The sequence below is a fragment of the Leisingera daeponensis genome, assembly GCF_019801465.1.
Taxonomy (GTDB): Bacteria; Pseudomonadota; Alphaproteobacteria; order Rhodobacterales; family Rhodobacteraceae; genus Leisingera; species Leisingera daeponensis_A.
In genome coordinates this window covers 1-24,166 of the sequence record NZ_JAHVJA010000022.1, presented here as the reverse complement: position 1 = coordinate 24,166, position 24,166 = coordinate 1, and the positions used below count along the sequence as shown (strand labels likewise).

The window sequence follows — 24,166 nt, the reverse complement described above, 5'->3', positions numbered from 1 at the left end:
GAAGGACTGGCGGCGGGTTGCGACACGATACGACAGATGCCCAAAAGTCTTCCTGTCAGCAATCGCGCTTGCAGCCCTCGTTATCTACTGGCTTTGAAACTCAATGAGTCCAGAGCCTAGACTCGCAGGGGCAGTCAGAGTCAAGCGGAGCGACCATATCACAGGTTACAGGAGTTCAACTCAACGATGTTTTGAACGTCAGAAGCGGACCGGGAACGGCCAGCAGTATCACCGGTGCGCTTGCGAACGGAGACCAAGTGCGCAATGTCGGCTGCAGGGATTTTGGCAGCGCGCACTGGTGCCAGATCGAAATGTTTACGGACATGCGTCAACGCGGCTGGGTCAACTCTCGATACCTGACTAAAGCGGCAGGGACGCAACAGCCTGATGCTGGCGGAACTGTAACTGTCCGTGTCACCTTTGAACCAGGGACGAGCGGGACCAATGTCACCGATATTTTGAAACCGGGTGCGTCCCGGCGCTATGTGCTCGGCGCACGAGCCGGGCAGCAGTTCTACTTCCGTCTCGATGCGAACGGCCCGGACATGTCCTACCAGATTTTCAATCCGGACAAATCCTTCCTGCTCGGCCAGATCGCGGCAGCCCAGGAGTACCACGGCCAGCTCTGGCAATCCGGGGACCATGTGGTCGAAGTGATCAACCGGGGCAGCGGCACACGATCCTATCAGGCCTTCATAAGCATCGAATAATTCCGAAGAACCGCCAATTTTCTCAACGAGGGAGATGACATGTCACGTTTTAGTTTATTGAAGATGGCTGTGGGGACAGCAGCGATGGCCGCTCTTGCCGGGTGCGTCGAGGATACCGGTTCACCCGCCCCCGGCACTCCCGCGGTTGGGAGCCCCACAGATGTGACGGCATTCGAAGGCGCGCGCGCGGGCCAAGCCGAAGGCGGCCTGATGGCGCTTGGTTATGAACCCATCCGCAGCGAAGGCCTCACTACATATTGGTTCAACCGCGACAGCGGCGCATGCGCCCGAATCACGACCGCTGATGGCCGCTACTCGGACGTCACCATGCTGCCCTCCGCCGATTGCTGATGAGGGGCTGGTTGTACGGGCGTATGGCAGCCGCTGCGGCGTTGTGCAGCTTGATTTCTGGTTGCGTCGAAGAGGCAGGAACCGCACAAAGCCCGTCGGATCCGGGCCCGATCCATCTCGCCCTCTTCGGCGACGGATATCCGAATGCCGGAGATCCTTGCCGCCGGGCTGGCGAGAGCGCCTACACCAACCAGTTTCTCGATGATGCCGCGGATCTGGTGGCTTGCCCGCCAGGCACCGACCCGGGACTGTTCGCCTACACGACAGGGGGCCGCCAGGTTGCAAAGGTCGATGGTTGGTATCTTTTCTCGATCCCGCGCCGCTGAAAACAGGAGTGATATTATGCGGAAAATAACTTTCACAGCCGCCTTGACGGCTGCAGCAGCTATTTCCGGATGTGTCGAGGACAGTGGTTCCTCTGGCGTCCCGTCGGCCGCCGAACAGGCATGCCTGCAAAGAGTAACCCAGGAGACCAGCAACAGCGATGTAATTTTGCTGAGTTCAAGCTATTCCGAGGCCGGAACCGAAGTGATCGCAGGTGTAGGCCCGCAAAGAGCACGCTGGCAATGCATCGCTTACCGGGATGGCAGCACTTCGCGGCCAATGTCTCTGACAGACGAAGGCGCCTTGTGACAGGCCGAGCCGCCGCCAGCCGCGTGAGGGAACAATGAGACTGTGCCGGATTTTCATTGTTCTATTCGCTCTACTTTGGGTGCTGGCTCTAGTGGTATTGGCAATTGGAACATTCGGGCTGTTCGGGCAGGAGCGCGATCCGCTTTCCGCTGTCTACCTTGTGGTTCTCGGTACGCCATGGATCCAACTCGCAGGGTCCGGCGGGCCGTTCGCCGCAGCGCTGGCCCCGGGCGCAAACCTGCTGATCCTGCTGCTGATCTGCCGGTGGTTCGACCGCCGCAAGCAATAGAAACTTGGGAGGGAATTATGGGAAAAGCTCTTATTGGCATCATTGCACTGGTCGTTGGCCTTATCATTGGCGTGGCCTTTGGCGGAGCCATGACTGGTGGCGCTGCAGCCGGTATTGGCGTTGCGACCGGGCTGAGCGCTGGAATCTGTTCGACAGTCACGGCCGCGCAGGAGGAAGGACTGTTGACTGCCGAACAGGTCGCACAGGTTCTGACGCGCGCCGCCACGGATATGGGTGCGGAAGTGCCGGACGGCACCGGACTGGTTAACAGCGCGGATGAATGCGCCGGGATCATGGAGAAACTACGCTCTGTAGCAGCGGAATAAAGGCCGCCGGAATTGAACCATACCTACTCTCTGGAGCCCGGCTCAGCCGCCATTGGCCGGACAACTGGCGCGCCATCGGGGAACCGGCCGCGTGTCTGGGCCGTTGATGCCGCGCGCGGGGCTGCCATCCTTGCGATGGTCATTTTTCATTTCGCGCGTGACATGGAGATGTTTGGCTTAGCCGCCCCGGGCTCAACGCTGACCGGCGGCTGGGCGGTCACGGCACGTATCACGGCAGGCAGCTTCCTATTTCTGTCCGGCGTGAGCCTGAGCCTGGCGCACAAGGACCGGATCCAGTGGCGGGCATTTGCTCGTCGCAACGCGGTTCTGGCTCTGGCCGCACTGCTGGTGACCATTGCAACCTTTGCGGCCATGCCGGATAGCTTCGTCTATTTCGGCATTCTTCACGCAATTCTTGCCGCAAGCATCATCGGACTGGCTTTCGTGGGCCGTCCGGCTGGTATTCCAATAACAGCGGCGGCAGCGGTTGCGACAGTCTGGGTCTTTTACGGACGCTCCCTGCCGCTGCCGCCCTGGCTCGGGTGGACCGGATTGGCGATGTCGCCGCGCCCTGCGTTGGATCTCATTCCAATAGTCCCTTGGCTCGCACCTGCGTTTCTCGGCATAGGGCTGGGCAAACTCCTCAACTTGCGGAAGCAGAGCAGGCAGGCGGGATTGCCGGTGCGACTACTCTGCTGGCTTGGACGAAAGAGCCTGATTATCTACCTGTTGCACCAACCCTTGCTGATCGGCGTGATCTGGGGGCTATCTCGCCTGCATAGTGGATAGAGAAACGCCGATGCCCTATCGTGCAACGCTGGTTCCATTTGGGTGTGAGGTCCCCGGGTTCGGCTGACAGGTTTCAATCTGCCTGGCAGCCGAAGGAGAGGTTAGCGTTGAACGAGAAACTTTGTGGAACAGAGTGCGCAGGAGATGCTTTTTTTGCTCCAGTTGCGTCACCTGTGGTAGGCTATAGGCAACTAATTCGCTACCGAAGCGCGTCGTTCAAAAACGACCCGATCATTCCCTGATTGTTATCGGTCTGGGGCAAGTAGGTGGAGCAAGGCATACACATTGCAATGCAGGAAACTGCAGCCCGGACAGTATCCTGGCCGCGTCACGGATCAAAAAGAACTGAGTTGTTCTCGAGTGGGGAGGGTTCACCAGATGACACGTATTTCACTTCCAGCCGCAGTGCTGCTTTGCATAACGGCAGCCGCAACAGCATCGGCCGCTGACGAGCAAGCGGCGATTGACGGCTGCATATCCCAGCTCAAAACGGTTGGCGGACCGGATGCAGCGGGCGGCGGCGAGGTTCTTGGCCACGAATGGAGCCAGGCTGGCACCAATGTCCGTCTGAAGGACGCAGGAGGAACGGTCTGGGAATGCATTGCGTATGATGACGGCGCCGTAGGTGATCTCCGTGTGGTTGAGGCCGCTGACGATGGCGGCGGCGCGCTAGCTGGGGCGGGGGGGACAGGCCCCATCACCGTGCATTTCCAGCCAGGGACGACCGGGGCAACATATGACGGTACGCTCGGTGCTGGTGAGGCGCTGCAGTATGTGCTGGGCGCCAAAGAAGGCCAATTCCTGAATGTGCAGGTTGTTCCTGATGGCGGCGCTATGGATTACCAGATCATGAACCCGGACGGGTCCCGGCTGCTGGATATGATCGACGCGGGGAAGCCTTATGAGGGACAGCTTTGGCAATCCGGAAATCACGTCGTGGAAATCGTGAACAAAACCAGCAGCGAACTGCCTTACCGGATTGAGTTTTCGATCCGCTGACGGCGGAAAATGAACGGGGCGCCCCTATTGGTTTGCCTTTTCAACCGGGGCGCCTCAGATAACCTTTGAAAAGGTGGACAAAGGCTGCGTCCGAGGCCGGCAGGCTTATGCGCTCACCCCTCTTCTGGATAATTTCGCGGTTTCCCTTTCAGGAATCTAGGCCGCGGAGATAGAAACCGAGCTTTTCCGGCTCCAGCCTTTGGCAACAGGGCAGCTCCAGTCAAGCTGATTAGCGCAAAGGCAATGATCCCGCCGAAGCGGGGCATTGGTATTTAACTCTGTCCGCTCCATCCCTTGATGCAGCTTCACGTCGAGAACCCTAGGACATATTCTTTGGCCCGTGGTCGGCTAACATGATGCTGGTTCGATGCAATACCGATGTGCTCATCTTGACCTGCCCAACTATCGGGGAGTAGCTCAAAGGGCTGGAACGCTAATGCGTGCTCGAGAGCTTCATTACGATAATGCCGGTAACGATGAGAGCGGCGGCAACGATCCTTGTCGGGGTCACGGCTTCGCCAAGTACGGCAATACCTACGACGAATGCGCCGACTGCGCCGATTCCGGTCCAAATCGTGTAGGCGGTACCGAGTGGCAGGCTACGCATCGCTACCGAAAGGAGCGCGAAGCTTGCTACCATAGTGATGATCGTAATGACGCTGGGGGTGAAGAGTGTGAAACCCTGAGACTTCTTCATGAAGAAGGCCCAAACGATCTCCAGCACACCGGCAAGGCCAAGGAAAACCCATGCCATGTTCATTCCTCCGAATGATGGCGGGTCGTCCCGGTTGCGTGGCCGCATTCGTTGAGGGGTCGTCCCCTTCGCGGCGGGCTCATCGACTTTTACAGTCTGTTGATGGGAACTGGAAATACTGGACCTGTAGTCCTTGTCAAGCGATTCGTGTGGCTCATAGATGACTGCTGGAGCGCCGCTCTACCTGCGGCTGCGCGCTTTGCGCCAATTTCGACATGCTGCCGTAGGGGTGTATTTACTGGCATCAATTTATATGCGTTCCTGAGTTTCTGGCCGTATTTCTGTAAGCGTTGCCCCCGTGTCACGCGGGATCACCTTGACGGCTTGAAGTTCCAGGGGAGGAACTCGTCGAGCTGGCTGGCTGGGTGACCTGCGGCGATGGCTTCGAGGATGGCCTGAAGGTATCCGCCACCGCCCGGGCCTTGGCTTCGTCTGGCCAGCGCCGGTGACCCGACGCGTAGATCTCCACGCCCAACGATTTGAGAAACAAAATTGTAGCGCACATTGTGAAACCCACTCCCTACTTTGAGATGTGCAAGATCTCGCAGCAAGGGATAGGTGCTACAACGTGGGGTCGGGACACCAGTTACGTACTTCTTGTGGGTCCCAAGGAATAGAAGCCGCCGCGCGGCAAGACTTCGGATTTCACCTTGGGGAGGAATGTCTTGTGAGGGCTCTCACGGCTCGTTCGCCGCACAATGTCTGATGGTCCGCTGCTGGTATGACCCTGCAATAGGCTGGGAACCGGCGCTGGTCAAAGGCGTGGAGCACGATGCGTACCGGCAATACTGCATCAGTCAGCCGCACGCTTAGCAGGCACAATTTAGGTCAAATAGACTGACTTTTTAACATAAGCCGGATTATGCGAGGATTGCCTGTAGCTGGGTGGATTCACATCCGAAGTGCAAATTCTGTATCAAAACAGATGTTTGCATGGAGGCTATTGAATGGGACGCAGTTATCCTCACCTGAGTTTGGAAGAACGCCGGAAGATTGCCAAGTGGCGTGAAGCCAAAATGCCGGTGCCTGAGGTCGCAGACCGGCTGGGCCGCGCACCGTCTACGATCTATCGCGAGCTGAAGCGCAATCATTGCGACGACAAGGAATTGCCGGAGCTGAACGGCTACTACGCGCTGAACGCCCAGGCCATGTATGAGAAGCGTCGCGCCATCTATCGTAAAATGATCGTACATCCCGAACTGAAGGAGGCCGTCGAAGACCGGCTCAAGGCTGGTTGGTCGCCCGAGCAGATCGCAGGCCGGATGCGGCTGGAGCGCCATCCGATCCGCGTGAGCCATGAGACGATCTACCGTTTCGCCTATTCAAAGGATGGCCGCGAGGAACATTTCTATCGCCATCTGCCAGAGCATCGAAAGCGCCGCAGACCGCGTGGGCACCGGCGGCACAATCGAACTCACATCTTCGACGTGCAGAGCCTGTCTCACAGGCCTGACCGCATCTCAAAGCGCGCAGAGTTCGGCCATTGGGAGTGCGATCTGATGATGTTCCGCAAAGAACATGGAAAGGTGAACGTGACATCGCTCGTCGAGCGCGTGAGCCGGTATGCTGTCGTGATGCGCAATGAAGATCGTCGATCCAAACCAATCATGGAGGCGCTTAGGTCGCGTCGATCATCACGGTCTTCTCTTCGCCGCATTCGGCAGCCAGCCCGACCATCATCCGCGCAAAGATGCCTTTCTCGCTCCAACGCTTCCACCGGCTGTAGAGCGTCTTGTGGGGACCATAGGTGGCAGGAGCGTCACGCCATCGCAAACCATTGCGATTTATGAAGATAATTCCGCTCAGCACCCGCTTGTCATCAACCCGAGGCTTGCCATGCGACTTCGGGAAAAAAGGGGCGAGCTTGGCCATCTGCTCGTCGGTCAGCCAGAAAAGATCGCTCATGTCACAGCTCCATTTTCCGAGCCGTGAATCACGCAGTGCGGCGGAAATCAATGCATCCTGAGCCTAATCAAAAACGGGGGCGTTTTCGGGGGTCACATCAACGTGCTATCCCCGATGTAGAAACTCGACAGAAATAGCTACCATCTCGATAAACACGCTCCCTACGCAACCTGCCAGAATGGGATATACTTTGGGCGATGCCGCACATTGTCAAAGCGGGCGGCTCTAAGACAAATAATATCCGTTTAGGCAATGAAAAGGAGTACACTATGGCTGGTGGCGTAATTACAATGGGGATTATAGGGGCTTCGGTAGCATCGGTTACTTCTGCCGCGAGCATTGCCTCACAAACCTTATCCCAAACAAGGGGGAATCTTGCTCAGGGCTTAGAAATAGTCAACGGCACTAATTATCCACTTAGACCTATTGCGTACGGCAACAGGTTGGGTGCAGCTATAGGAAGGGAGGGCGTAATCCTAAAAGCCCCCGATACACTGGCGCCGCGTGAAATCGATGTCGTTGTTACAGATCAAAACGGATTGAATGACAATATCGGCGCTGTAATCTATAGGTCGGAAATTTTTGATCTTCTTGTGGGATGGCACGTTTACGATGCAGTTGGGGACATATTCAGGTTCTGCACTGCACAGATATTCCCAACAGGGAACAAAACACCCAATGGTATCAAAGATGAATATATCCATGCCTTGAACGGAAGTACATGGAACGCAGATTTGGAAGAATGGCTGAATAAACGGATTTGGTCTGGAGGTGGGTACAACTCCACTAACCACTACACATCAAATAAGATCGGCCCAGCCTATGCAATGCCTCTTAAGGGAAAATTCTCACGTGGAATCGTATCTTACACCTCAGAAGACAAAGAACTGAAAAAGGATCCCACGATTGACGTCAAGAGCATGTATGGCACCGGACAGGGCGCGGCTTTTTCTTCGCTGTCAAAAGCCGGGGCGAAAACAGCCATGATCTATGTTTCCGACACCCCGTTACTACTTGAAGAGGCAAGCAATTCGTATGACTGCGACATTGCAACTTCAATCCTGGATGCAGAAATGGAGAAGAAAATCGCCAAAGAAGAGTACAAGGATCAGGACGCGGTTGAAATTTGACGCTAAGACGGCTTTCGTAGTCAAATCTTCTTGCGGGCGACGCCGTCGCCCGCCCCCCCCCGTCAAGACCAGCTTACCTTGTGATGGTTTGTGATTTTTGATTCCGCAATCGCCTCGGAGGGGCTTTGTTGCGCAAGGAAGTTGAAGGGTAGGCTTCCCCTTTCCCCAGAGGGACTTATACTATGGGCTCTGTGACAGGCATGCCGAGCGTGGTGTAGCCGTTTTGGACGGCAGCGCGGACCTGGAGTTCTGCGACCTGGCGATGGAAATCACGCGCCATGAGGCTCTGCCCCAGCAGCAACACGCAATGCATCTTCGTCTCGGCGCGACTTCAGTGGTGGTAAGGTTAAAGGATCTCGTCCCAGGGCGCAGGAGCGCGCGATTGTCGAATTGGCTGTTTTTTGTCAAAGCCGCACTGGGTGGACCTCCTGTTGTTTGATTTTGCGGCTGATCGCGGCCGATACCACCCCTTGCTTGCAGAGCTCGAACCATTTAGCCTCTCATTGATTTCTGAAATTTATCTTGCCTTATGCCATCCGATCCAGCCGCTTCTGCCGAACCTCAGCCTGTAGAGCTATGCTTGTCAGGCTTGGAAACCGTGAAGGTGAAGACTGACTTGGTGGATATCGAGGTGCAGCGCGTCGCGGCAGCGCCCGGCACCGGAGTTGCCTGGACCCAGACGCGGTTCCGTTCGCGCGGACCGGATACAGTGGAAGTCAAGAGCAACCGTCCTGCGGATTATGTGTATACTCAAGTGCCATTGGACGGCAGTTTTTCAGCTGAGCTGACCTGTGGTTCGCTGTACCAAAGCGGTACCGTCGGGCTTGTCCGCCCACGGGACTCAGGGGCTCTATTCAGGCTGAGCCAGCGCACGGCTGATATCTTTGGGGTAAATGCCCCGCTGGAGATGGTCGAGGGCTGGTTCGCCGGCAGGGTGCCAAAAACAGTTCAATCTCTTTTGGACGGGGCAGGAGGCCCCTCCTATTTAACCGAAGCCCCGCTTCCCAGCTACCTGAGACTGTCGCTGATGCAGGCATTGCAAAGCCGCTTGCCGCTCCGGCCGCAGCTCATCGAAGCAGTGGCCTTGCAGATACTTTGTTTCCAGCTGGAGCACCTGTCATCAGACGACCCGCCCGGGTTGGCCCGGAGCGAACTGCAGGCGGCGCGCGAAGCCCATGCTTTGATCCAGGCCAAGGCTATGACCCCACCTGGTCCAGGGGAGCTGGCGGACCTTGTCGGTGTTCCCGCCAATCGCCTGGCCATGGCCTACCGTGAAGTCTATGGCTGCACATTGGTGCAGGAAATTGAGCAGAATAGGTTGCGCGTGGCCTGCCGGGCCCTGCTGGACGGCGTGCCTGTCAAACAGCTTGCAGGCAAACTCGGATATGCAAGCGTCAGCAGCTTTACCTATGCCTTCCGCAAAAAGATGGGAAGGCCTCCCCGCAAATGGCTGAACGAGCAGGCCCGCAAAGGGTTTAGGAGTTAGCCAGGGGCGGCGGAAAGGTTTGAATACCCGCGGCCTGCTGCAGGGGCATGGCAGAGTTTTTATCATTAGCAACTGGATGGCGTTCTTCTTTACAACAACGAAGGAGGCAAATTCGAACGGTCAAAATCAGAACTGAGCGGCATATAGCAAATTCGGTTACACGGTACACTTGCTGCCGAACTGTCCAAAAATCGGGACACCTTCAGTTTGAACTGAGCATATCAAATCGGGTTGGCGGTCTAGCAGCTGCCGTTCGGCCCGTCTGGCCCGAACTAGTAAGATGCGGAACTTTGCTGACTATCGCGCCTGTAGCGTATGCCTCACACGGAGGCCGCCTGACGAGATTTCTGCGTAGATGACAAGTCCGACCTTATGGCCGACCAACAGTTCAGACCTGAGATCGAAGTCCTTTCTGCAGCGGATACGCCTCGTCGGCGGCACTGGAGCGATGCCGACAAAATCCGGATCGTGAAGGAAAGCTTCGTGAGGCATCGGCAGGTTGCAGCGACAGCCCGGCAGCATGGTGTATCGCCCTCTCTTTTGACGGTATGGCGGCGGCATTACCGGGACGGGGAAATTGGCCACGAGACCTCACCGGCATTTATCCTGTTGACGCTTCCGCCTGGGACGCCCGCGCCAACACCAGTGGCACAGTCTGGAACCGACGATGTCCAGCTCGAGATCGTGCTGAGGAACGGGCGTCGGCTCCTTGTTCCCTCTACAACGGACCCCGAGATGCTGGCCCAGCTTCTTCCGGTGCTGGAGGTGCGATGATCGCCTTCTCGGCGGGGGTAAGAGCAATGGTTATGATAACTCTGCTGTCGAGACGTTCTTCAAACCAATCAAAGCCGAGTTGATCTGGCGCGGGTCATGGCCAACACGCCGAGACGCTGAAGGCGTATAACACCATTCTATTTCATCTGCAAAATATCGACAAATGAGCCGGCTCGTTTCATTGTTGATACGAGCCACCACACTCCGGGACTAAACACCTAAATCAAGTATGATCTCGATCCCGAACCAGGACAATCTCAAGCCGCTACAGGCATAGGATCTGCAGGTTAAGCTCAAAACATCAAACTGAGATCGAGCTCTCTCTGTAGCCCTGATTTTCTTAACCCCGAGCTTGCGATCAATTACATACGGCTCCAGCTTCTCCCGCATTTTCGAAGAGGTGCTTCTGGATCTTTCAATGTGCCAAAATCGCTCCTCTCCGCAACTCTCCTTTCTTGGTGATCATGGTCCACAACATACGGCCAACTTGTTTGCCAGTGCGATCGCAACCAACATTCGCGGCGTGCGGGCCAAAAAGCGTTGATCGTTATCATGCGCTGTCTTTAATACAACGTACATATCTCTTCTTCATCTGTTTCTCAGGTGAGGAGCCCTACCCCATAAAATCGCGACTTTACTAATCGGATAAGAAGGAGGGGGAATGCAATAAATCTTTCCGGTATTCTGGGGAATAATACGCTTTGCTGTTCCTCGCACTTGCGCTATCCGCAGGTAGAGCATTTTGCAGATGAAGCATTTTAAGGACTGAGCGATGACACATACGCCGGAATTAACCCTGGCAGATAGGGGTAGCTTCAAGATCGCCTGGATGTTTCCTGTCAACTACCGGATCGCTGCCAAAGAACCGTGCGATCTCAATGGCATGGGGGTCGAAAATGACGAACCGCGCTTCGCGACCTGCGTAGGTCGCTCCAATGTATCGGACGGCTGGTGCAATACATTGGGCGGGGGCCGGTGTACAACGTCAGCCCTGCGACATGTGGCTTGGAGTACACGCTTGTCCTGGATAGGGGGCCTTCGAACTGTACGACGTGGCCGTTATGTCGGGTGTGATCTGCCCGATGGCCCGCGGATTCAGCACAGACGAGACCGGCTTTGCCCTCCGCCCCGAGTACGCGGAGGGGATGTTCACGTGAAGGGACTGCTGCGATGATTGCGCTGCTATCACGTTGCGGGCAAGGCATGGGTCTGCTGGCTGTGCTGTCGGTGGTAACGGCGGCACTGCAGTTCGTGGTGCCGCTCTACATGATGGCGATCTACAACCGCGTCCTGCAGACTGGTTCCATGGAGACACTGCAGGCTATTTCGCTGATCGCAGGCGGCTTGCTGATCGTGCTAGGCATCGCCGAGAGCGGTCGGTCGCGGGTTCTGGCCATGATGGCGGCCCGGATCTCAGCGTACCTTAAAGCCGACGTCTACCGGGTCGTCGTCTCAGGGCCCTCCAGCGCTTTGGCTGCTGCGATCGAGGCCCAGGATGAGGAGGTTCGAGCAGGCGGCCGCCAGCAAGCGGTGGCGGATCTGCGCAACGTGTCGTCCTTTGTCTCCTCGGGCGCGCTCAATACCTTCTTCGACGCGCTATTGGCACCGGTGTTTCTGGCGGCGCTGTTTGTACTGCATCCGCTTCTGGGCTGGATCGGCGTCAGCGCGGCGGTGTTTATCCTGTCGTTGGCGGTCGCCGCAGAATGGGTCGCGCGTGGCTCCAATACGAGAATTAGCGAGGCCGAGGGGCGTGCACAGGCAAAGATCGAACGCCTGATAAGCCAGTTCGATGCGGTGGCGGGCATGGGGATTGCCCCCAACCTTTACACCCGTTGGGACCGGGAGAGGCAGGAAGCCGAGGCGCTTTCCTTGCGCAGCCAATCGATTGTCGGGGCAATCGGAGGCGTGGCGCGGACCGCGCGCCTCGTTGTTCAGATCGCCATACTGGGGGTGGGTGCGTGGCTGGCACTGAACGCGGATGGGTTTCTCGCAGGAGCCATAATCGCAGGGTCGATCATCCTGACAAGGGCGCTGGCCCCTATCGATCAGTCCATCGTCGTATGGCAGCGTTTCGTGCGGGCCAGGGCCAGTGCAGGGCGTCTGATGCGCGTCGTCACCGCCGTGGATGCTCTGCCTGACCGGCCGCCGGCACCCCGTCCCGCTCCCGTTCTGGAGCTGCGCGGGGTCACGCTTGCCCATCCCGGCCAGCGTAGAGCGATGCTGCAGGACGCTACCCTGTCCATTAAGGGCGGCGAGGTACTCGGCATTCTTGGACCGGTCGGAGCCGGCAAGACGACGCTTTTACGGGCCATGGCCGGCCTGCACAGCCCCCGGGCGGGTTCTATCCTACTCGGCGACACCCCCACGGATGCCTTCATTGAATCTGATCGCCAGCGTGACTTCGGATTCCTGCCGCAGGATATCCAGCTGTTGCCAGGAACCATCGCTGAGAACGTTAGCCGCTTTGCGGATCCCTCTCCCGAGGTTCTGGCCGACGTTCACTGCGCCCTGAAGGTCAGCGGCGCATCTGCACTGGTCGAGGAATTGCCCGAGGGTCTCGGAACCGATTACCAGCCGGAGCGGCTGTCGGCCGGTCAGACGCAGCTCCTGGGATTGGCGCGGTCTTTCTACGGCAAGCCGGTTCTCGCGCTGCTGGACGAGCCGACAGCGAACCTTGATGCAAGTGGGAAGACGGCAGTGGCGCGTGCCATCGCGAGCCGTAAGGCTGCCGGGTTGATCACCGTCATCGTGTCTCATGACCGCAGCGTGCTGGAAGGGGCCGACCAGCTTCTCTACGTGGCGCCGGGACTGGCCAAGTTGGGACCGCCCGAAGAGATTTTCCGCTACCTCGCCCATATTCAGAAGCGCAACGCCGAGGGCGCCACGGGACCTGCCGGGAGGGATCCATCGTGAACGCCTCACATCGCCGCCGCCCCGCCGAAACGCGCTATTTCTGCGACCCCTTCGTTGCGGTGTGCTGCTGCTTCATTCTTTTCGGGCTGGGCGGGTTCCTCGTCTGGTCCGCGACCGCGCAGCTCGCACAAGGGATCACTGCAAGCGGGGTTTTGATTTCCGAGACGCGCCGGTATCCCGTGCAGCACCTTGAGGGCGGCATAGTTCAGAAGGTTACGATCCGGGAAGGGGACACCGTCGAGGCGGGCACGGTGGCCATGATCATCACAGACGCTGCGTCTGATGCACGCCTTTCGCAGGCCCGCACCGAGATGCTAGGCCTGCTGGCATTGATTGACCGCACGACGGCGGAAATGGAATGGACTTCCAGCCTTGCCTTCACGAGACTGGATGCGGCCGCTTCGAACCAGATCGACACGACCGAGCTGAAAAACTTGAATAGGATGCTCTTCGCGGATCGCCGTGCCGCCCTGGAAGGCGAGCGCGACTTGATCCGCGCACGGATCGACCGGCTGGAGGCTCAAAAGATTGTCCTGGAGGTCCGGCGCACTGGAAAGGACCGAGAGATCGCCGTCCTGGCGCAAGAGCGCGAGATTCAGGAACGTGCACTTGGTCAGCAGCTTGGCAATGTCAGCCGGCTCAATGAACTTATGCGGCTGCTGGCAATCGCGGAAACACAACGCGCTGAAATAGACGAGGACGAGCGTGTGATCGCCCAATCCGTAGCCGAAGCCCGTCTGGAATTGCGCCAGATCGACTTGCGTACTCGTGCCGAATTGTCCGGCGTCAGATCTGACGCCGTGCGGGATCTCGCCGTGGTGATGCGCGAGGTCGAGGCGCTAGAGGACCGCCGCGACCGTAGCCACGTCGTGGTCCCCGTGGATGGTGTAGTGATCGACTTGGCCTTCGCGGCGCAGGGAGGCGTCGTCGCCCCGCGCGACCGTTTGTTCGACGTGGTGCCGTCGACAGTGCAGCGGCAGGTCGAGGTCCGCTTCAGCCCTGGCGATCGCGATGACCTCACCACGGGGTACGAGGTAAACCTGCGCTTCGGCACTCTCGATCCCATTGACCCGCCGGAGATCGTCGGCACGCTCGACACGATTGCCGCAGACGCAACGCTCGATCCGCAGACCAACACCTACTATTATCTGGCCACGGTGGCCGTGTCGCCGGAGGCTTTGGCGGAACTCGACACTTTTGAGATCACGGCCGGCATCCCAGTTGAGGTCTTCTTTGACAAGGGGACGTCCCGGACCCCCCTGTCGTATTTCATCGAGCCCATCGCCGAGATGATGCGTCTGGGAATGCGATCCTGAGAATATCCCCATCAAGGGATAAGAATACCGGTCAGAAGAATGATCTCGGCTTCAATGAGACGGGCCTCGTGCCGACTAGCGATAATGTTGAACGTGGCATCAAAAACATCCACACGCGCCTCGATTACCTCGGTATAGGGCACGAGGCCGGTCTGAACTTGTCGCTCCACATCCGAAACACGTTCCTCCAACAGACCAATGCTGCTGCTCTGCAGAACGGCCAGATCCCTGGCGGCAGCAGCCCGCGCGCCGGCCCGGCGGATCTCGATCTCTAGTTTGCGCCGCGTAGCCACCATCTCGGCAGCCAGGGCGGCGATGTCGGATGCGTTTTGTGCGGCTTCGTCTTGTCGGTCCCTGCGATAAATCGGTATCTCCAGCGTCAGGCCGACCCCAAAACGGTCATCTTTGTCGTCACCAGCGAGCGCAATCCCCGCGACGGCGGCGATCGTCGGGCTCCGCTTTGATTCGATAACATCGGATTGCGCATCAAGCACGGCGTTCTCGGCGGCAAGACTGCGCAATGCAGGGCTCGAAACCAGCCCCAGTCGAATTGCCTCTTTCTCGGTTGCAATCCCAACAGCGCGACGGAGCAGAACTGGATCGAGGCCTGAGACTATCTTGCGCTCGCCAAAGAGATGAGCCCAGGACAGCTGTGCATCCGCAAGATCCTGGCGCGCGCGGGCCAGTCCTATCTCCGCACGCTGCTTTTCGACTTCCGCCAACCGAAGTTCTGCTGAAGTCGCAAGGTTGAGGTCCATGAGGCGCCGGGCCGCGAGAATCCCCTCGGCATAGTCCGCGATCTGCTTTCGATGAAGCGCGATGCGCTCTTGTGCATGATGCGCTGTTTCCACCGCATCGAACGCATTGGCCAACAGGGCAGCGCGCGCCAGCGCCAGCGACAGGTCGGTCTTTCCCTGCTCTGCCGCCAGCCGGACTACCTCAGCCCGCCGCTTTCCGAAATCAATGAGCGGCTGGCTGATCTGCAATCCTAAACTGTCGTCACCAAACGTTTTCCCGGTCAGAGAGATTTCGGGTCGGACCGGATTTGACTGCGACCGACCGCGGGCTTCAAGAGCCGTACCCCGCAACTTGGCGGCCAGCAATGAGGGATCTGACCGGTAAAGGGCATCTAGCGCCTCCAGAAAGGCCCGTGTGGAGGCCGACGCATCGGTGGCAAACCGCATCACGCCCGGATCTTCCGAGGAAACCGCGGCGCCCGTCGGGTGGGCAGGTTCGCGTTGGATCGTTTCGGTTCCGGCCGCGCAGCCCGCAAGCAGGAAAACGCACCAGAACACAAACGCCCTTCCGCCATAGTGCAGCATGCCCCGTCTCCTCCGCCTCACCCGGTCAGACCGTCACCGTCGTGACCGCGTCCTCGACCAGGATCTGGGCGTAACCGTTTTCATAGACGTCATAGACAACACTGTTCACTGTCTGCTGTCCATTTGCGGTAAAGCCGCCGCCATTCGCGGATAAGTCCACGACGTCACCCGCATCGCCGCGGACCGTGAAAGTCGTGGTCCCGCCGGATGTGTCCTCTGACAGATCAATCAATGCCAGCTTGTCTATGACCAGCGTATTGTCACCGCTGCCGGTCAGATCGATCAACTCGAAGTTCTCCACATCCGTGCGCGGCCCTGTCAGGTCAAGCGACAGTCCCGCACCGTCGATAATCAGACGATCGTTTCCATGCCCGCCATCAATTTCGGCAAAGTCGAGGGCGGTGATTGTGACGCTATCGTCGCCCGCTCCGCCGCGCACCACGTCACCGGTGGCAATGTCCGTGAAGATGTCATCACCCGCATTCCCCGAGAAATTGTCCGCCACGGAGGTACCCGCCCCTGTCACGACGGCGGTGTCCTCCGTGCCCGTGTAACCGCCATAGATCACATAAGCCTCTCCGGCGTTGTTGCCCCCGTCATCGCCGTAGGGCATGCCGACAATCAGGTCGTCGAACCCATCCCGGTTCACGTCCCCGGCAGAAGACACAGACCAACCGGCCCAGTCGCCCGTCGCATTACTCCGGATCACCAAGCCCTGCGCGGCGGTGAGCGTTGTGAGATCCACATCGGCCCCGGTGGTACCGCCATAGATCACATAAGCCTCTCCGGCGATAGGGCCCCCGTCATCGCCGTAGGGCGCGCCGACAATAAGGTCGTCGAAGCCGTCCCCGTTCACGTCCCCCGCGGAGGACACGGAATAACCGGCCCGGTCACCCGCTTCATCACCTTGGATCACGAAGCCCTGCGCGGCTGCGAGCGTTGTGAGGTCGACATTGGCCCCTGCGGCACCGCCATAGATCACATAAGCCTCTCCGGCGTTGTTGCCCCCGTCATCGCCGTAGTGCGCGCCGATAATCAGGTCGTCGAACCCGTCCCCGTTCATGTCCCCCGCAGAGGACACGGATAAACCGGCCTCGTCGTATGCTGCATCCCCCTGGATCACAAAGCCCTGCGCGGCAGTGAGCGTTGTGAGGTCCACATCGGCTCCGGTGGCACCGCCAAAGATCACATAAGCCTCTCCGGCGAGAAGGCCCCCGTCATGACCGGAGGGCGCGCCGACGATCAGGTCGTCGAACCCGTCCCCGTTCACGTCCCCCGCGGAGGACACGGAATAGCCGGCCCGGTCACCCGCTTCATCACCTTGGATCACGAAGCCCTGCGCGGCTGCGAGCGTTGTGAGGTCGACATTGGCCCCTGCGGCACCGCCATAAATCACATAAGCCTCTCCGGCGTTGACCCCTCTGTCATCGCCATAGGGCGCTCCGACAATCAGGTCGTCATACCCGTCACCGTTCACGTCCCCCGCGGAGGACACAGCACGGCCGACCCGGTCACCCGCTTCATCCCCCTGGATCACGAAGCCACGTGCAGCGGTGAGCGCCGTGAGATCCAAATTGGTCGCGGTGGCACCGCCATAGATCACATAGGCCTCGCCGGCATTGGAGCCCCCGTCATCACCTTGGGGCGCGCCGACAATCAGGTCGTCGAACCCGTCCCCGTTCACGTCCCCCGCAGAGGATACGGAATAACCGGACTCATCATCTGTCGCATCCCCCTGTATCACGAAACCCTGCGCGGCAGTGAGCGTTGTGAGATCCAAATTGGTCGTGGTGGCACCGCCATAGATCACATAGGTCTCTCCGGCGTTGGTGCCCCCATCATCGCCGAGGTACGCACCGACAATCAGGTCGTCGAACCCATCACCGTTCACGTCCCCCGCAGAGGATACGGAATAACCGGCCTGGTCAGCCGTCGCATCGCCTTGGATCACAAAGCCCTGCGCGGCAGTGAGGCCGGACAATACAATGGGCTCGTTGACGTTTGTTACGGTGACTGCCACCGCCTGCGTTGCCGACTGGCCGCCGCTGCTGGCCGTGACCACGATGTCATAGACATTGTCGCCATCCGCATCAGAGGGGTTTTCGTAATCCGGCGCACTTTTGAACGTCACCGCCCCGGTATTTGCGTCGATGTCGAATAGCGCGGCGTCAGTGCCCGAGAGGGTGTAGCTGACCGCGTCACCATCCGCATCCGCTGCCGCTGCCGTGTAGGCCGCGGTCTGGTTCTCCGCCACGCTGGCCGCGCCGCCCGAAGTGAAGCCGGGCGCGTTGTCGTTGACATTTGTTACGGTGACTGCCACCGCCTGGGTTGCCGACTGGCCGCCGCTGCTGGCCGTGACCACGATGTCATAGACATTGTCGCCATCCGCATCAGAGGGGTTTTCGTAATCCGGCGCACTTTTGAACGTCACCGCCCCGGTATTGGCGTCGATGTCAAATAGCGCGGCGTCGGTGCCCGAGAGGGTGTAGCTGACCGCGTCGCCATCCGCATCCGCTGCCGCTGCCGTGTAGGCCGCGGTCTGGTTCTCCGCCACGCTGGCCGCGCCGCCCGAAGTGAAGCCGGGCGCGTTGTCGTTGACGTTTGTTACGGTGACTGCCACCGCCTGGGTTGCCGACTGGCCGCCGCTGCTGGCCGTGACCACGATGTCATAGACATTGTCGCCATCCGCATCAGAGGGGTTTTCGTAATCCGGCGCGCTTTTGAACGTCACCGCCCCGGTATTGGCGTCGATGTCAAATAGCGCGGCGTCGGTGCCCGAGAGGGTGTAGCTGACCGCGTCGCCATCCACATCCGCGGCCGCAGCCGTGTAGGCCGCGGTCTGGTTCTCCGCCACGCTGGCCGCGCCGCCCGAGGTGAAGCCGGGCGCGTTGTCAGTCTTGGGCTCGGAACTTCCGGAAGCAAGCGCTATGCCTCCGAGTGCCACTGCGCCCGAACCAGCGAAAAACCCCCCATCTAAGCTCACCTCATCGACACCAAGCGCGGAAAGCTCTTCGCGGGGTATTTCGATGTTGCCATCGATGATCTCGTATTGATCGCTTGACAGAATTTCAATGCGGCCGTCAGACAAACGAAGTTCGAGCGCACCGTCGGCGAGAACGCGCGACGACACAATCAGAACCGCACCGGCTTCAGTTCCCTGTGCGTTCGCATCTGCGGCAATCAGCGCTACAACTGCTGTTGCTCCCAAGAGCATGGCCTTGGTCGCGCGTCGATGCATCGATCTCTTGGACATGACCATGGGCGCGGTGTCTAAGTTCGCATTTTGCCTCGCATCGTCGCGCTCAAAACCACAATTGGGGGTATCGTCCATCGAGTTTATCCCCTTAATCTCTCTAAAGGTGTTCATTGCTGCCCCGACCCTTCTGGGCGCTCATTCATAACGAGCGCTTTCAGGTTCCAGTTGAGTGTTTTGGAAGCGAGTCGGCTTGAAAGAGGGCGGTTGTCGTGGTGCTGGACGACTTGCGGCAGGGGAGCGGGAAGGCAGAGCAAAGGTTCCCTCACCTCATAGATGGCGTGGCCATCCGCTCCGATGCTGTCACCAAAGGCATTGACCTGGAAGCAGGCACCTTTGCACAGCAGCGCCGGAGCCGGAGCTGGTTGACCAAATCCTGGACAAACCGCCAGTCAGCACCTGCAGCTCCTCCTCGTACGCCATCTGCAGCTCGAAATCCCCTCCCAGCTTGATGCTCGTGAGACGGAAGCCCTGCGCCGGGAACCGGTTGCCCAGGTAATTTGTATAGACCTTCTGTTCATTGCGGGTAAGGTTAAGTGATCTTGCCCCAAGGCGCAGGAGTGCGCGATTGTCGAATTAGCTGTTTTTTTGTCGAAGCCGCACCAGGTGGCCCTCCTGTTGTTTGATTTTGTGACTGAGCGCGGCCGATGCCACCTGAGCTAATGGGAAAAACTTCCTTCCCACCAATCCGTTGCTATCGTTGCGGGCATAGGTGGAGAGAGGAGCATCTGATGGACATCAAGATTCTGGGCATTGAACTGGGCAAGACCGTTTGCTGTCTCGCCGGGCTGCCGGGCGTGAATAGTTGATCTCCGAGACAGGGGCCGTTCACCTGGTCGGATTTGGACTGGCAACAAGCCGGACAAAGTGAGCTTTCATCTTACCAATGCGAAAAACGGCTATCGGTCGGTCCTGGCATGATTAGACAACACAACACTCATCGTAACATGTCGGAGAACTCGCGCTGACTTGCGTTTTGTGCTTAGGCAGGCCCATCGCAATCCACGAGGCAATTTCAGCGCCGAGTTTTTGGGGCTGACCTGTCCGAAGTGGTGCGCCGCCAATGCTCCGTTCCGATCCAGAAGCAGAAAGGATGGCGTTCCGCGCAGACCGTATCGCTCCATTGTGACAGGCATTGCGGCTTTTCCCAGTGTATCGACGCCGACGGGAAATGTGAGGCGGTATTCGTGCAGGAAGGCCTCAAGCTACACCGGCATCATAGCTGCGTGATGTTTGAACACGGTGTGCAGACCGATCGCGGCGACGTCGTCGCGCGGGAATGTGCAATGCATCCCGACGAAGCAGACATCTTGTGCGGCTAACAAGGAGCGAAGATCGACCCTCCGCTGTTCCTCATCCAGAATATGCTCAAGGATCAGGTTGTTTCCGGCATCAGCAAAAGCAGCCAACGAGGCATGGCAGCCGCGAAAGAAAGCTGATCTGTAGCTACGCCAGTTGAAGTCTCCAGTTTTGAAACGTGCCGAAGGGAGATCGCCTGTGTCGCGGAGAAGATCAATCGAGAAATACCTGAACGGTTTCTCGATCTTGGCTTGCAGCACACGTGCGGCGAGTAGTGTCTTACTCTGGCCCAGCCGTTCCTTCTGAAACCGGCGAACACCTAGGAAGAGCCCGGCTCGTGCGAATGCCGCAAACAGAACGCAGGTCCGAAAACTGGTGCAAAGCTGCCGCCTGTACCCACAGAGACAAACCACCATTTAGCGTGACCGCTATTGGGTGCATGCGCAAACTAGGGGGTTTGCAGCCGGACGCGTGTGTTCTCTTTCGAGTCGCCTTCGGCCATCTTCGAGAAGGCCGCTCGCCAGCCGTCGGCAAGTTCGGGCAGAACGGCCAATTCCGCTGCGTTGGCAGGGTCCACCTTGCGGGTCAAGCGGGCCGCGGTCACGCGCCTGACGGTCCAGGCCGGGTGGGGGCGGCCGGTGAGAGTCATGATGTCCCCGGCCTGGATCGTTCCCGTCGAAAGGATGCGATAGTACCAACCTGTCCGTCCGGTCTTCTGGAACAGCCACGCCATCCTGCTATTGCCGGTATGCGCGTTGAGCTTCCAGCAGGGCTGCCGCCCCTGACTTATCTGGACCTTGGCTGTGCCGAGGGTGAATACGTCCCCGATGCAGACCGTATCTTCGGTCAAACCGGTTGTGGCGAGGTTTTCGCCGAAAGCGCCGGGCAGCAAGTCCTCCCGGTTCAGCTCGCCGCTCCACGCCGGGTAATGATCTGCCGGATAGTGATGCAGGGCTTTGTCCGGGCCGCCATGCACGGTTAGGTCGGCCTGTGCATCGCAGGTCAGGCCAGCTTCGCCAATCTCGACGCGGCCCGTTACGGGCTGTTTGCCGATGGCTGATGGCGGCTTTTCGGGCCAACGGTGTTCGACCGCCCCGGCAAAAATGCCTACAACAGGAATTGAGAGGGTCATGCCGTCACCTGTTCGTGGCAAAGCTGCGTGGTTTCTTCGGGTGTTAGAGGGAGCGACAAGAGGGCGCAATACGCGCCGTCCCCGGTTGCTCGGTGATGTGCGCAAGTCTTGCAGATCCCAAAGGCCCGTCCGCCGTTTGCCGCCAGCCGGGCCGTGAGAATCTGCGAAAGCCGCTCGCAAAGATGCTGCTGTTCTCTGTCCGGCAAGACACCGATTGCACCCAACAGGACGCCGCGGCGATCAGCCAGTGCGACCCCGGGAACAGTTAGATCATACGTGATCGACCGCCGGTCGTTTTCGGACCTGCGTTCGGTCAAATACCCTTTGCGCACCAGTGACTTCAGCGTCTGCGACATCGTTCCGCGCGTGGTGCCCAGAAACTCGGCCACGTGGGAGGGCGCGCGCGAGAAGCGGTTCGCGCGGGCCAGGTACTCCAGTGCTGCGATCTGGGCTGGGTTGAGGTCGGCCTCCCATGTCTCTGCAGCGTCGAGGCGTGCCAGCCGGTTTATGAGGGCGCGGATCTGTTCGGTCGTGTTCATGGGCATTTAATAGCGAGTCAAAATCATTATTGCAATAGTTTCGACTCGATGCTATCGACTCGCCATCAATTGACCAAATGGAGACCATGATGACCCGATCCCTTCTTACGTCCGTCTGCGCATTACTGCTGGCCAGCGCGAGTTTCGCTGATGAAACCCACGCCATCCATCAGGAGGGTGCGATAGTGTCGGCGGCGAAGGCTTCCAAAGCGGCTGCTTTCGACATTCTCGCGGCCCATGCCCACCGCGACGGCCGCCTCGTGACCTTCCACATGACCACGAACGGCATTGCCGGAGCAGAACAGCCGGATCCAGCCGGTGCTCTCGGCGGTGCGCCGGTCTTGTCTTATGTCTGGCCGACCTCGCTGGATCCGGCGGCCGTCGGGTTCGAGGGAGGAACCGGCATTCTGGCGCTCGCCGCCACCAGCCACCCGGATTTCGACGACACGCCGCTTTATGATGAGAACAACGATGGCGACCCGGCCAATGACGGCCTGCTTTGGCACAGCCACTGGGTGGTCCTAACCCTGACAGAGGCCTGCGGAGACGGCGCGCTCGGTGTGCGCGATATCCCCGAAGGTACCGCCCCCGCCATGCCCGCGACCTGGCCGGGCCTGCCCGTCTTTATCGACAGCCCCGGCTACACGCCGCTCTTCGAGGGGCCGGAAATCACCGTGACCGTGCCCTTTGTCAGCGCGGAGACGGTGGCCGGGGCGGCTTACGACGGCGTGACCTCGGCGCTGCGGGTGAACAAAAACATCCATGCACCGCTTCTTTGTGTGACGGATGTCTTCGATGTGGCTTCCGGTGATCTCAGCCTGCCCGGCGCGATCAACTGATCATAGAGGTCGCGCCCCTGCGGCGCGGCCCGCCTGCTCAAGTAGATTGATATGGCCGATAACTGGCTGTCAACCCTGCTCACGGACACGCCGCAGGAAGGCTATGACCTTGCAGTTTTGATGGTGCGCACCGCTGTCAAGATGACCCAGGCTGATCCCGCCGTGCGCGGGGAACTGCGTGCCGTCTACGGAAAAGACGCCGATGCGCTCATCGCGGTCTCCACGGTCGTCGCGGCCCATTTTCAGACCGTCGCTGCGGCGAATAACTATTGGAGAGTATAATGCCGAATGCCCAGCACCCGTTCCCGGACTGGTCCGTGGACCAGTGGCTCAACACCCCTGAGCCAATTTCCCTGTCCGGCCTGCGCTGCAAGGTTGTCGTGATTGAGGCCTTCCAGATGCTTCGCCCAGGCTGCGTCACCCATGGCCTGCCGCTTGTGCAAGAAGTCCATGACCTCTTGCCGCTTCTGATCTATCGCGCACAGGTGCGAGGCGATCGCCTCATTGGAAGAGCCGAAGCGGATTTGGAGACCGTTCATGCGGGCAAGAGCTACGACCTGGAGCTTCAGTCCAAGAATGGTGCTGAAAAAATGTAAAGCTGAACCTTTCCGGATAGCGTGGAATAAATCGCAGCTCGAGCTTCAATTCGGGACCAGTGTGATCCGCCTGTAAGGGCTCGAACCAGGTTTCGATGCTTGCGCGCAATAGTCCGTTCCTATGATCAGAACAACAGCGCGTCGAACGAGATAGTGGAAGATCAGAGGCTAGGCGTGTCAGATGCGAGCGACAACAGCACATGCTGCTGAGTGAAAAGACGCGGAGCGCGTAGACGACTCCTTTTCAGCGAAACCTGCCGCGGGCCAGAAGGGTAAGCACAAAGACCACGAACAGCAGCAGAAAGATAAGAAACACTATTTTCGCCGCACCTGCCGTTGCCGGTGCGATATCGCTGAAGCCAAAGAAGCCAGCGGTAAAGGCAATCACAAATGAAATGTATGCCAAATGCCGCATTCAGCTTCCTCTGAGTTAGCAGGTGTGCCGTGTGACTTCTGTAAAACCGCAAAAACAGGCCAAAAGTTCCAAAATGGAAGGTCCACCTCTCCGAATAGTCTACTGATAGGTCACCTCGACAACAACGGCTTTGGCCTCGGCGGGAAGGCAGTCCATTCCAAAAGGTCAGATCGTTTGCCCATTTCTGGTTGGTACGGGCGAGCGGAGACCCGCGCCAGCCAAGTGCCCAATGCTCTGATCGCAGCCATTCAAAAGCGGTCGGATTTGTAGGTGGAGACTTGAGCCGCTCCTGTGCGTATGCAGGTACTATTCTCCGGCGTAGGTACATCTACCGGCACCGCGCCGCTTAACCTGGCTACCGCCGTACTCTGTTGCCGAAAGCGAGATTTTTTTGTT

The 24,166-nt window shown here is 58.9% G+C and carries 23 protein-coding genes and 4 pseudogenes; 18 read left to right on the top strand and 9 right to left on the bottom strand.

Features of this window, described 5'->3' with window-relative positions; genetic code table 11:
- From KUV26_RS22685 to KUV26_RS22650, 8 genes and pseudogenes are all read left to right on the top strand, one after another.
- Positions 1 to 97, top strand: a pseudogene (locus KUV26_RS22685) (IS5/IS1182 family transposase); the annotation flags it as partial.
- A 94-nt stretch (positions 98 to 191) separates the two neighbouring features.
- On the top strand, positions 192 to 710 hold the full coding sequence (locus KUV26_RS22680) for an SH3 domain-containing protein (RefSeq protein WP_261400081.1): 519 nt from the start codon (positions 192 to 194) through the stop codon (positions 708 to 710).
- A gap of 162 nt (positions 711 to 872) precedes the next feature.
- Positions 873 to 1,061 (top strand): hypothetical protein, encoded by a 189-nt coding sequence (locus tag KUV26_RS23780; RefSeq protein ID WP_261400080.1) that lies wholly within the window; start codon positions 873 to 875, stop codon positions 1,059 to 1,061.
- 23 nt (positions 1,062 to 1,084) lie between these two features.
- Positions 1,085 to 1,387 carry a hypothetical protein gene (locus tag KUV26_RS22670; protein WP_261400079.1) on the top strand — a complete coding sequence of 101 codons (303 nt, stop codon included), beginning with the start codon at positions 1,085 to 1,087 and terminating at the stop codon, positions 1,385 to 1,387.
- 404 nt (positions 1,388 to 1,791) lie between these two features.
- Complete coding sequence (locus KUV26_RS22665) at positions 1,792 to 1,983, top strand: hypothetical protein (RefSeq protein WP_261400078.1); 192 nt, start codon at positions 1,792 to 1,794, stop codon at positions 1,981 to 1,983.
- Positions 1,984 to 2,000: 17 nt separating this feature from the next.
- Positions 2,001 to 2,309, top strand: a complete 309-nt coding sequence (locus KUV26_RS22660; RefSeq protein ID WP_222510152.1) for a hypothetical protein — start codon at positions 2,001 to 2,003, stop codon at positions 2,307 to 2,309.
- Positions 2,310 to 2,339: 30 nt separating this feature from the next.
- The gene (locus KUV26_RS22655; RefSeq protein ID WP_261400082.1) at positions 2,340 to 3,098 is read left to right on the top strand and encodes a heparan-alpha-glucosaminide N-acetyltransferase; all 759 of its coding nucleotides are present in this window, start codon (positions 2,340 to 2,342) and stop codon (positions 3,096 to 3,098) included.
- Between the two features lie 378 nt (positions 3,099 to 3,476).
- Positions 3,477 to 4,097, top strand: a complete 621-nt coding sequence (locus KUV26_RS22650) for a hypothetical protein (protein ID WP_222510150.1) — start codon at positions 3,477 to 3,479, stop codon at positions 4,095 to 4,097.
- Between the two features lie 433 nt (positions 4,098 to 4,530).
- On the opposite strand, the gene KUV26_RS22645 is transcribed toward KUV26_RS22650, so the two are convergent.
- Positions 4,531 to 4,851, bottom strand: coding sequence for a DMT family transporter (locus KUV26_RS22645; protein ID WP_222510149.1), 321 nt, complete (start codon positions 4,849 to 4,851; stop codon positions 4,531 to 4,533).
- A 947-nt stretch (positions 4,852 to 5,798) separates the two neighbouring features.
- Here KUV26_RS22645 and KUV26_RS22640 point away from each other — a divergent pair.
- A pseudogene (locus KUV26_RS22640) lies at positions 5,799 to 6,470 on the top strand (IS30 family transposase); the annotation flags it as partial.
- A 1-nt stretch (position 6,471) separates the two neighbouring features.
- On the opposite strand, the pseudogene KUV26_RS22635 reads toward KUV26_RS22640, so the two are convergent.
- Positions 6,472 to 6,756: pseudogene (locus KUV26_RS22635) on the bottom strand (transposase); the annotation flags it as partial.
- Positions 6,757 to 6,953: 197 nt separating this feature from the next.
- Here KUV26_RS22635 and KUV26_RS22630 point away from each other — a divergent pair.
- Entirely contained in the window at positions 6,954 to 7,886 is a 933-nt protein-coding gene (locus KUV26_RS22630; RefSeq protein WP_222510148.1) for a hypothetical protein, read from the top strand.
- A gap of 175 nt (positions 7,887 to 8,061) precedes the next feature.
- Here KUV26_RS22630 and KUV26_RS22625 read toward each other — a convergent pair.
- Positions 8,062 to 8,217, bottom strand: a pseudogene (locus KUV26_RS22625) (IS5/IS1182 family transposase); the annotation flags it as partial.
- Between the two features lie 267 nt (positions 8,218 to 8,484).
- Here KUV26_RS22625 and KUV26_RS22620 point away from each other — a divergent pair.
- The 5 genes from KUV26_RS22620 (at position 8,485) to KUV26_RS22600 (ending at position 14,375) form a co-directional block, all read left to right on the top strand.
- Complete coding sequence (locus KUV26_RS22620) at positions 8,485 to 9,372, top strand: AraC family transcriptional regulator (protein WP_315900171.1); 888 nt, start codon at positions 8,485 to 8,487, stop codon at positions 9,370 to 9,372.
- Positions 9,373 to 9,744: 372 nt separating this feature from the next.
- Positions 9,745 to 10,146 carry an IS66-like element accessory protein TnpA gene (tnpA, locus tag KUV26_RS22615; protein ID WP_222510146.1) on the top strand — a complete coding sequence of 134 codons (402 nt, stop codon included), beginning with the start codon at positions 9,745 to 9,747 and terminating at the stop codon, positions 10,144 to 10,146.
- A gap of 772 nt (positions 10,147 to 10,918) precedes the next feature.
- Positions 10,919 to 11,320: a DUF4915 domain-containing protein gene (locus tag KUV26_RS23885; protein ID WP_222510145.1), complete on the top strand. Its 402-nt coding sequence runs from the start codon at positions 10,919 to 10,921 to the stop codon at positions 11,318 to 11,320.
- Positions 11,317 to 13,059, top strand: coding sequence for a type I secretion system permease/ATPase (locus tag KUV26_RS22605; RefSeq protein ID WP_222510144.1), 1,743 nt, complete (start codon positions 11,317 to 11,319; stop codon positions 13,057 to 13,059). The genes KUV26_RS23885 and KUV26_RS22605 overlap by 4 nt, the downstream gene beginning before the upstream one ends.
- A complete protein-coding gene (locus KUV26_RS22600) occupies positions 13,056 to 14,375 on the top strand; it encodes an HlyD family type I secretion periplasmic adaptor subunit (protein WP_222510143.1) in 1,320 nt (439 codons plus the stop codon). The genes KUV26_RS22605 and KUV26_RS22600 overlap by 4 nt, the downstream gene beginning before the upstream one ends.
- Before the next feature lie 11 nt (positions 14,376 to 14,386).
- On the opposite strand, the gene KUV26_RS22595 is transcribed toward KUV26_RS22600, so the two are convergent.
- From KUV26_RS22595 to KUV26_RS22575, 5 genes are all read right to left on the bottom strand, one after another.
- Complete coding sequence (locus KUV26_RS22595; protein WP_222510142.1) at positions 14,387 to 15,697, bottom strand: TolC family protein; 1,311 nt, start codon at positions 15,695 to 15,697, stop codon at positions 14,387 to 14,389.
- Between the two features lie 25 nt (positions 15,698 to 15,722).
- The gene (locus tag KUV26_RS22590; RefSeq protein ID WP_222510141.1) at positions 15,723 to 18,950 is read right to left on the bottom strand and encodes a beta strand repeat-containing protein; all 3,228 of its coding nucleotides are present in this window, start codon (positions 18,948 to 18,950) and stop codon (positions 15,723 to 15,725) included.
- 1,205 nt (positions 18,951 to 20,155) lie between these two features.
- Entirely contained in the window at positions 20,156 to 20,665 is a 510-nt protein-coding gene (locus tag KUV26_RS22585) for a chloramphenicol phosphotransferase CPT family protein (RefSeq protein ID WP_222510140.1), read from the bottom strand.
- A gap of 32 nt (positions 20,666 to 20,697) precedes the next feature.
- On the bottom strand, positions 20,698 to 21,381 hold the full coding sequence (locus tag KUV26_RS22580) for an MOSC domain-containing protein (RefSeq protein WP_222510139.1): 684 nt from the start codon (positions 21,379 to 21,381) through the stop codon (positions 20,698 to 20,700).
- Positions 21,378 to 21,920 (bottom strand): MarR family winged helix-turn-helix transcriptional regulator, encoded by a 543-nt coding sequence (locus KUV26_RS22575; protein WP_222510138.1) that lies wholly within the window; start codon positions 21,918 to 21,920, stop codon positions 21,378 to 21,380. The genes KUV26_RS22580 and KUV26_RS22575 overlap by 4 nt, the downstream gene beginning before the upstream one ends.
- Before the next feature lie 89 nt (positions 21,921 to 22,009).
- On the opposite strand from KUV26_RS22575, the gene KUV26_RS22570 reads away from it, so the two are divergent.
- From KUV26_RS22570 to KUV26_RS22560, 3 genes are read left to right on the top strand one after another with little or no spacing between them, the layout of a single operon-like run.
- Positions 22,010 to 22,759: a hypothetical protein gene (locus tag KUV26_RS22570; protein ID WP_222510137.1), complete on the top strand. Its 750-nt coding sequence runs from the start codon at positions 22,010 to 22,012 to the stop codon at positions 22,757 to 22,759.
- 51 nt (positions 22,760 to 22,810) lie between these two features.
- Entirely contained in the window at positions 22,811 to 23,041 is a 231-nt protein-coding gene (locus tag KUV26_RS22565) for a hexameric tyrosine-coordinated heme protein (RefSeq protein ID WP_222510136.1), read from the top strand.
- Positions 23,041 to 23,355 (top strand): hypothetical protein, encoded by a 315-nt coding sequence (locus tag KUV26_RS22560; protein WP_222510135.1) that lies wholly within the window; start codon positions 23,041 to 23,043, stop codon positions 23,353 to 23,355. Before KUV26_RS22565 ends, KUV26_RS22560 begins: the two co-directional genes overlap by 1 nt.
- A 244-nt stretch (positions 23,356 to 23,599) precedes the next feature.
- On the opposite strand, the gene KUV26_RS22555 is transcribed toward KUV26_RS22560, so the two are convergent.
- Positions 23,600 to 23,743: a DUF1328 family protein gene (locus tag KUV26_RS22555; protein ID WP_315900170.1), complete on the bottom strand. Its 144-nt coding sequence runs from the start codon at positions 23,741 to 23,743 to the stop codon at positions 23,600 to 23,602.
- Positions 23,744 to 24,166: the final 423 nt, after the last annotated feature.

Bases quoted from the DNA above. Each gene is read 5' to 3' on its own strand.
- KUV26_RS22670 (WP_261400079.1), top strand. From the start codon at position 1,085: ATGGCAGCCGCTGCGGCGTTGTGCAGCTTGATTTCTGGTTGCGTCGAA.
- KUV26_RS22660 (WP_222510152.1), top strand. From the start codon at position 2,001: ATGGGAAAAGCTCTTATTGGCATCATTGCACTGGTCGTTGGCCTTATC.
- KUV26_RS22650 (WP_222510150.1), top strand. From the start codon at position 3,477: ATGACACGTATTTCACTTCCAGCCGCAGTGCTGCTTTGCATAACGGCA.
- KUV26_RS22645 (WP_222510149.1), bottom strand. From the start codon at position 4,851: ATGGCATGGGTTTTCCTTGGCCTTGCCGGTGTGCTGGAGATCGTTTGG.
- KUV26_RS22630 (WP_222510148.1), top strand. From the start codon at position 6,954: ATGCCGCACATTGTCAAAGCGGGCGGCTCTAAGACAAATAATATCCGT.
- tnpA (WP_222510146.1), top strand. From the start codon at position 9,745: ATGGCCGACCAACAGTTCAGACCTGAGATCGAAGTCCTTTCTGCAGCG.
- KUV26_RS23885 (WP_222510145.1), top strand. From the start codon at position 10,919: ATGACACATACGCCGGAATTAACCCTGGCAGATAGGGGTAGCTTCAAG.
- KUV26_RS22605 (WP_222510144.1), top strand. From the start codon at position 11,317: ATGATTGCGCTGCTATCACGTTGCGGGCAAGGCATGGGTCTGCTGGCT.
- KUV26_RS22595 (WP_222510142.1), bottom strand. From the start codon at position 15,697: ATGCTGCACTATGGCGGAAGGGCGTTTGTGTTCTGGTGCGTTTTCCTG.
- KUV26_RS22590 (WP_222510141.1), bottom strand. From the start codon at position 18,950: ATGTCCAAGAGATCGATGCATCGACGCGCGACCAAGGCCATGCTCTTG.
- KUV26_RS22585 (WP_222510140.1), bottom strand. From the start codon at position 20,665: ATGGTGGTTTGTCTCTGTGGGTACAGGCGGCAGCTTTGCACCAGTTTT.
- KUV26_RS22580 (WP_222510139.1), bottom strand. From the start codon at position 21,381: ATGACCCTCTCAATTCCTGTTGTAGGCATTTTTGCCGGGGCGGTCGAA.
- KUV26_RS22575 (WP_222510138.1), bottom strand. From the start codon at position 21,920: ATGAACACGACCGAACAGATCCGCGCCCTCATAAACCGGCTGGCACGC.
- KUV26_RS22570 (WP_222510137.1), top strand. From the start codon at position 22,010: ATGACCCGATCCCTTCTTACGTCCGTCTGCGCATTACTGCTGGCCAGC.
- KUV26_RS22565 (WP_222510136.1), top strand. From the start codon at position 22,811: ATGGCCGATAACTGGCTGTCAACCCTGCTCACGGACACGCCGCAGGAA.
- KUV26_RS22560 (WP_222510135.1), top strand. From the start codon at position 23,041: ATGCCGAATGCCCAGCACCCGTTCCCGGACTGGTCCGTGGACCAGTGG.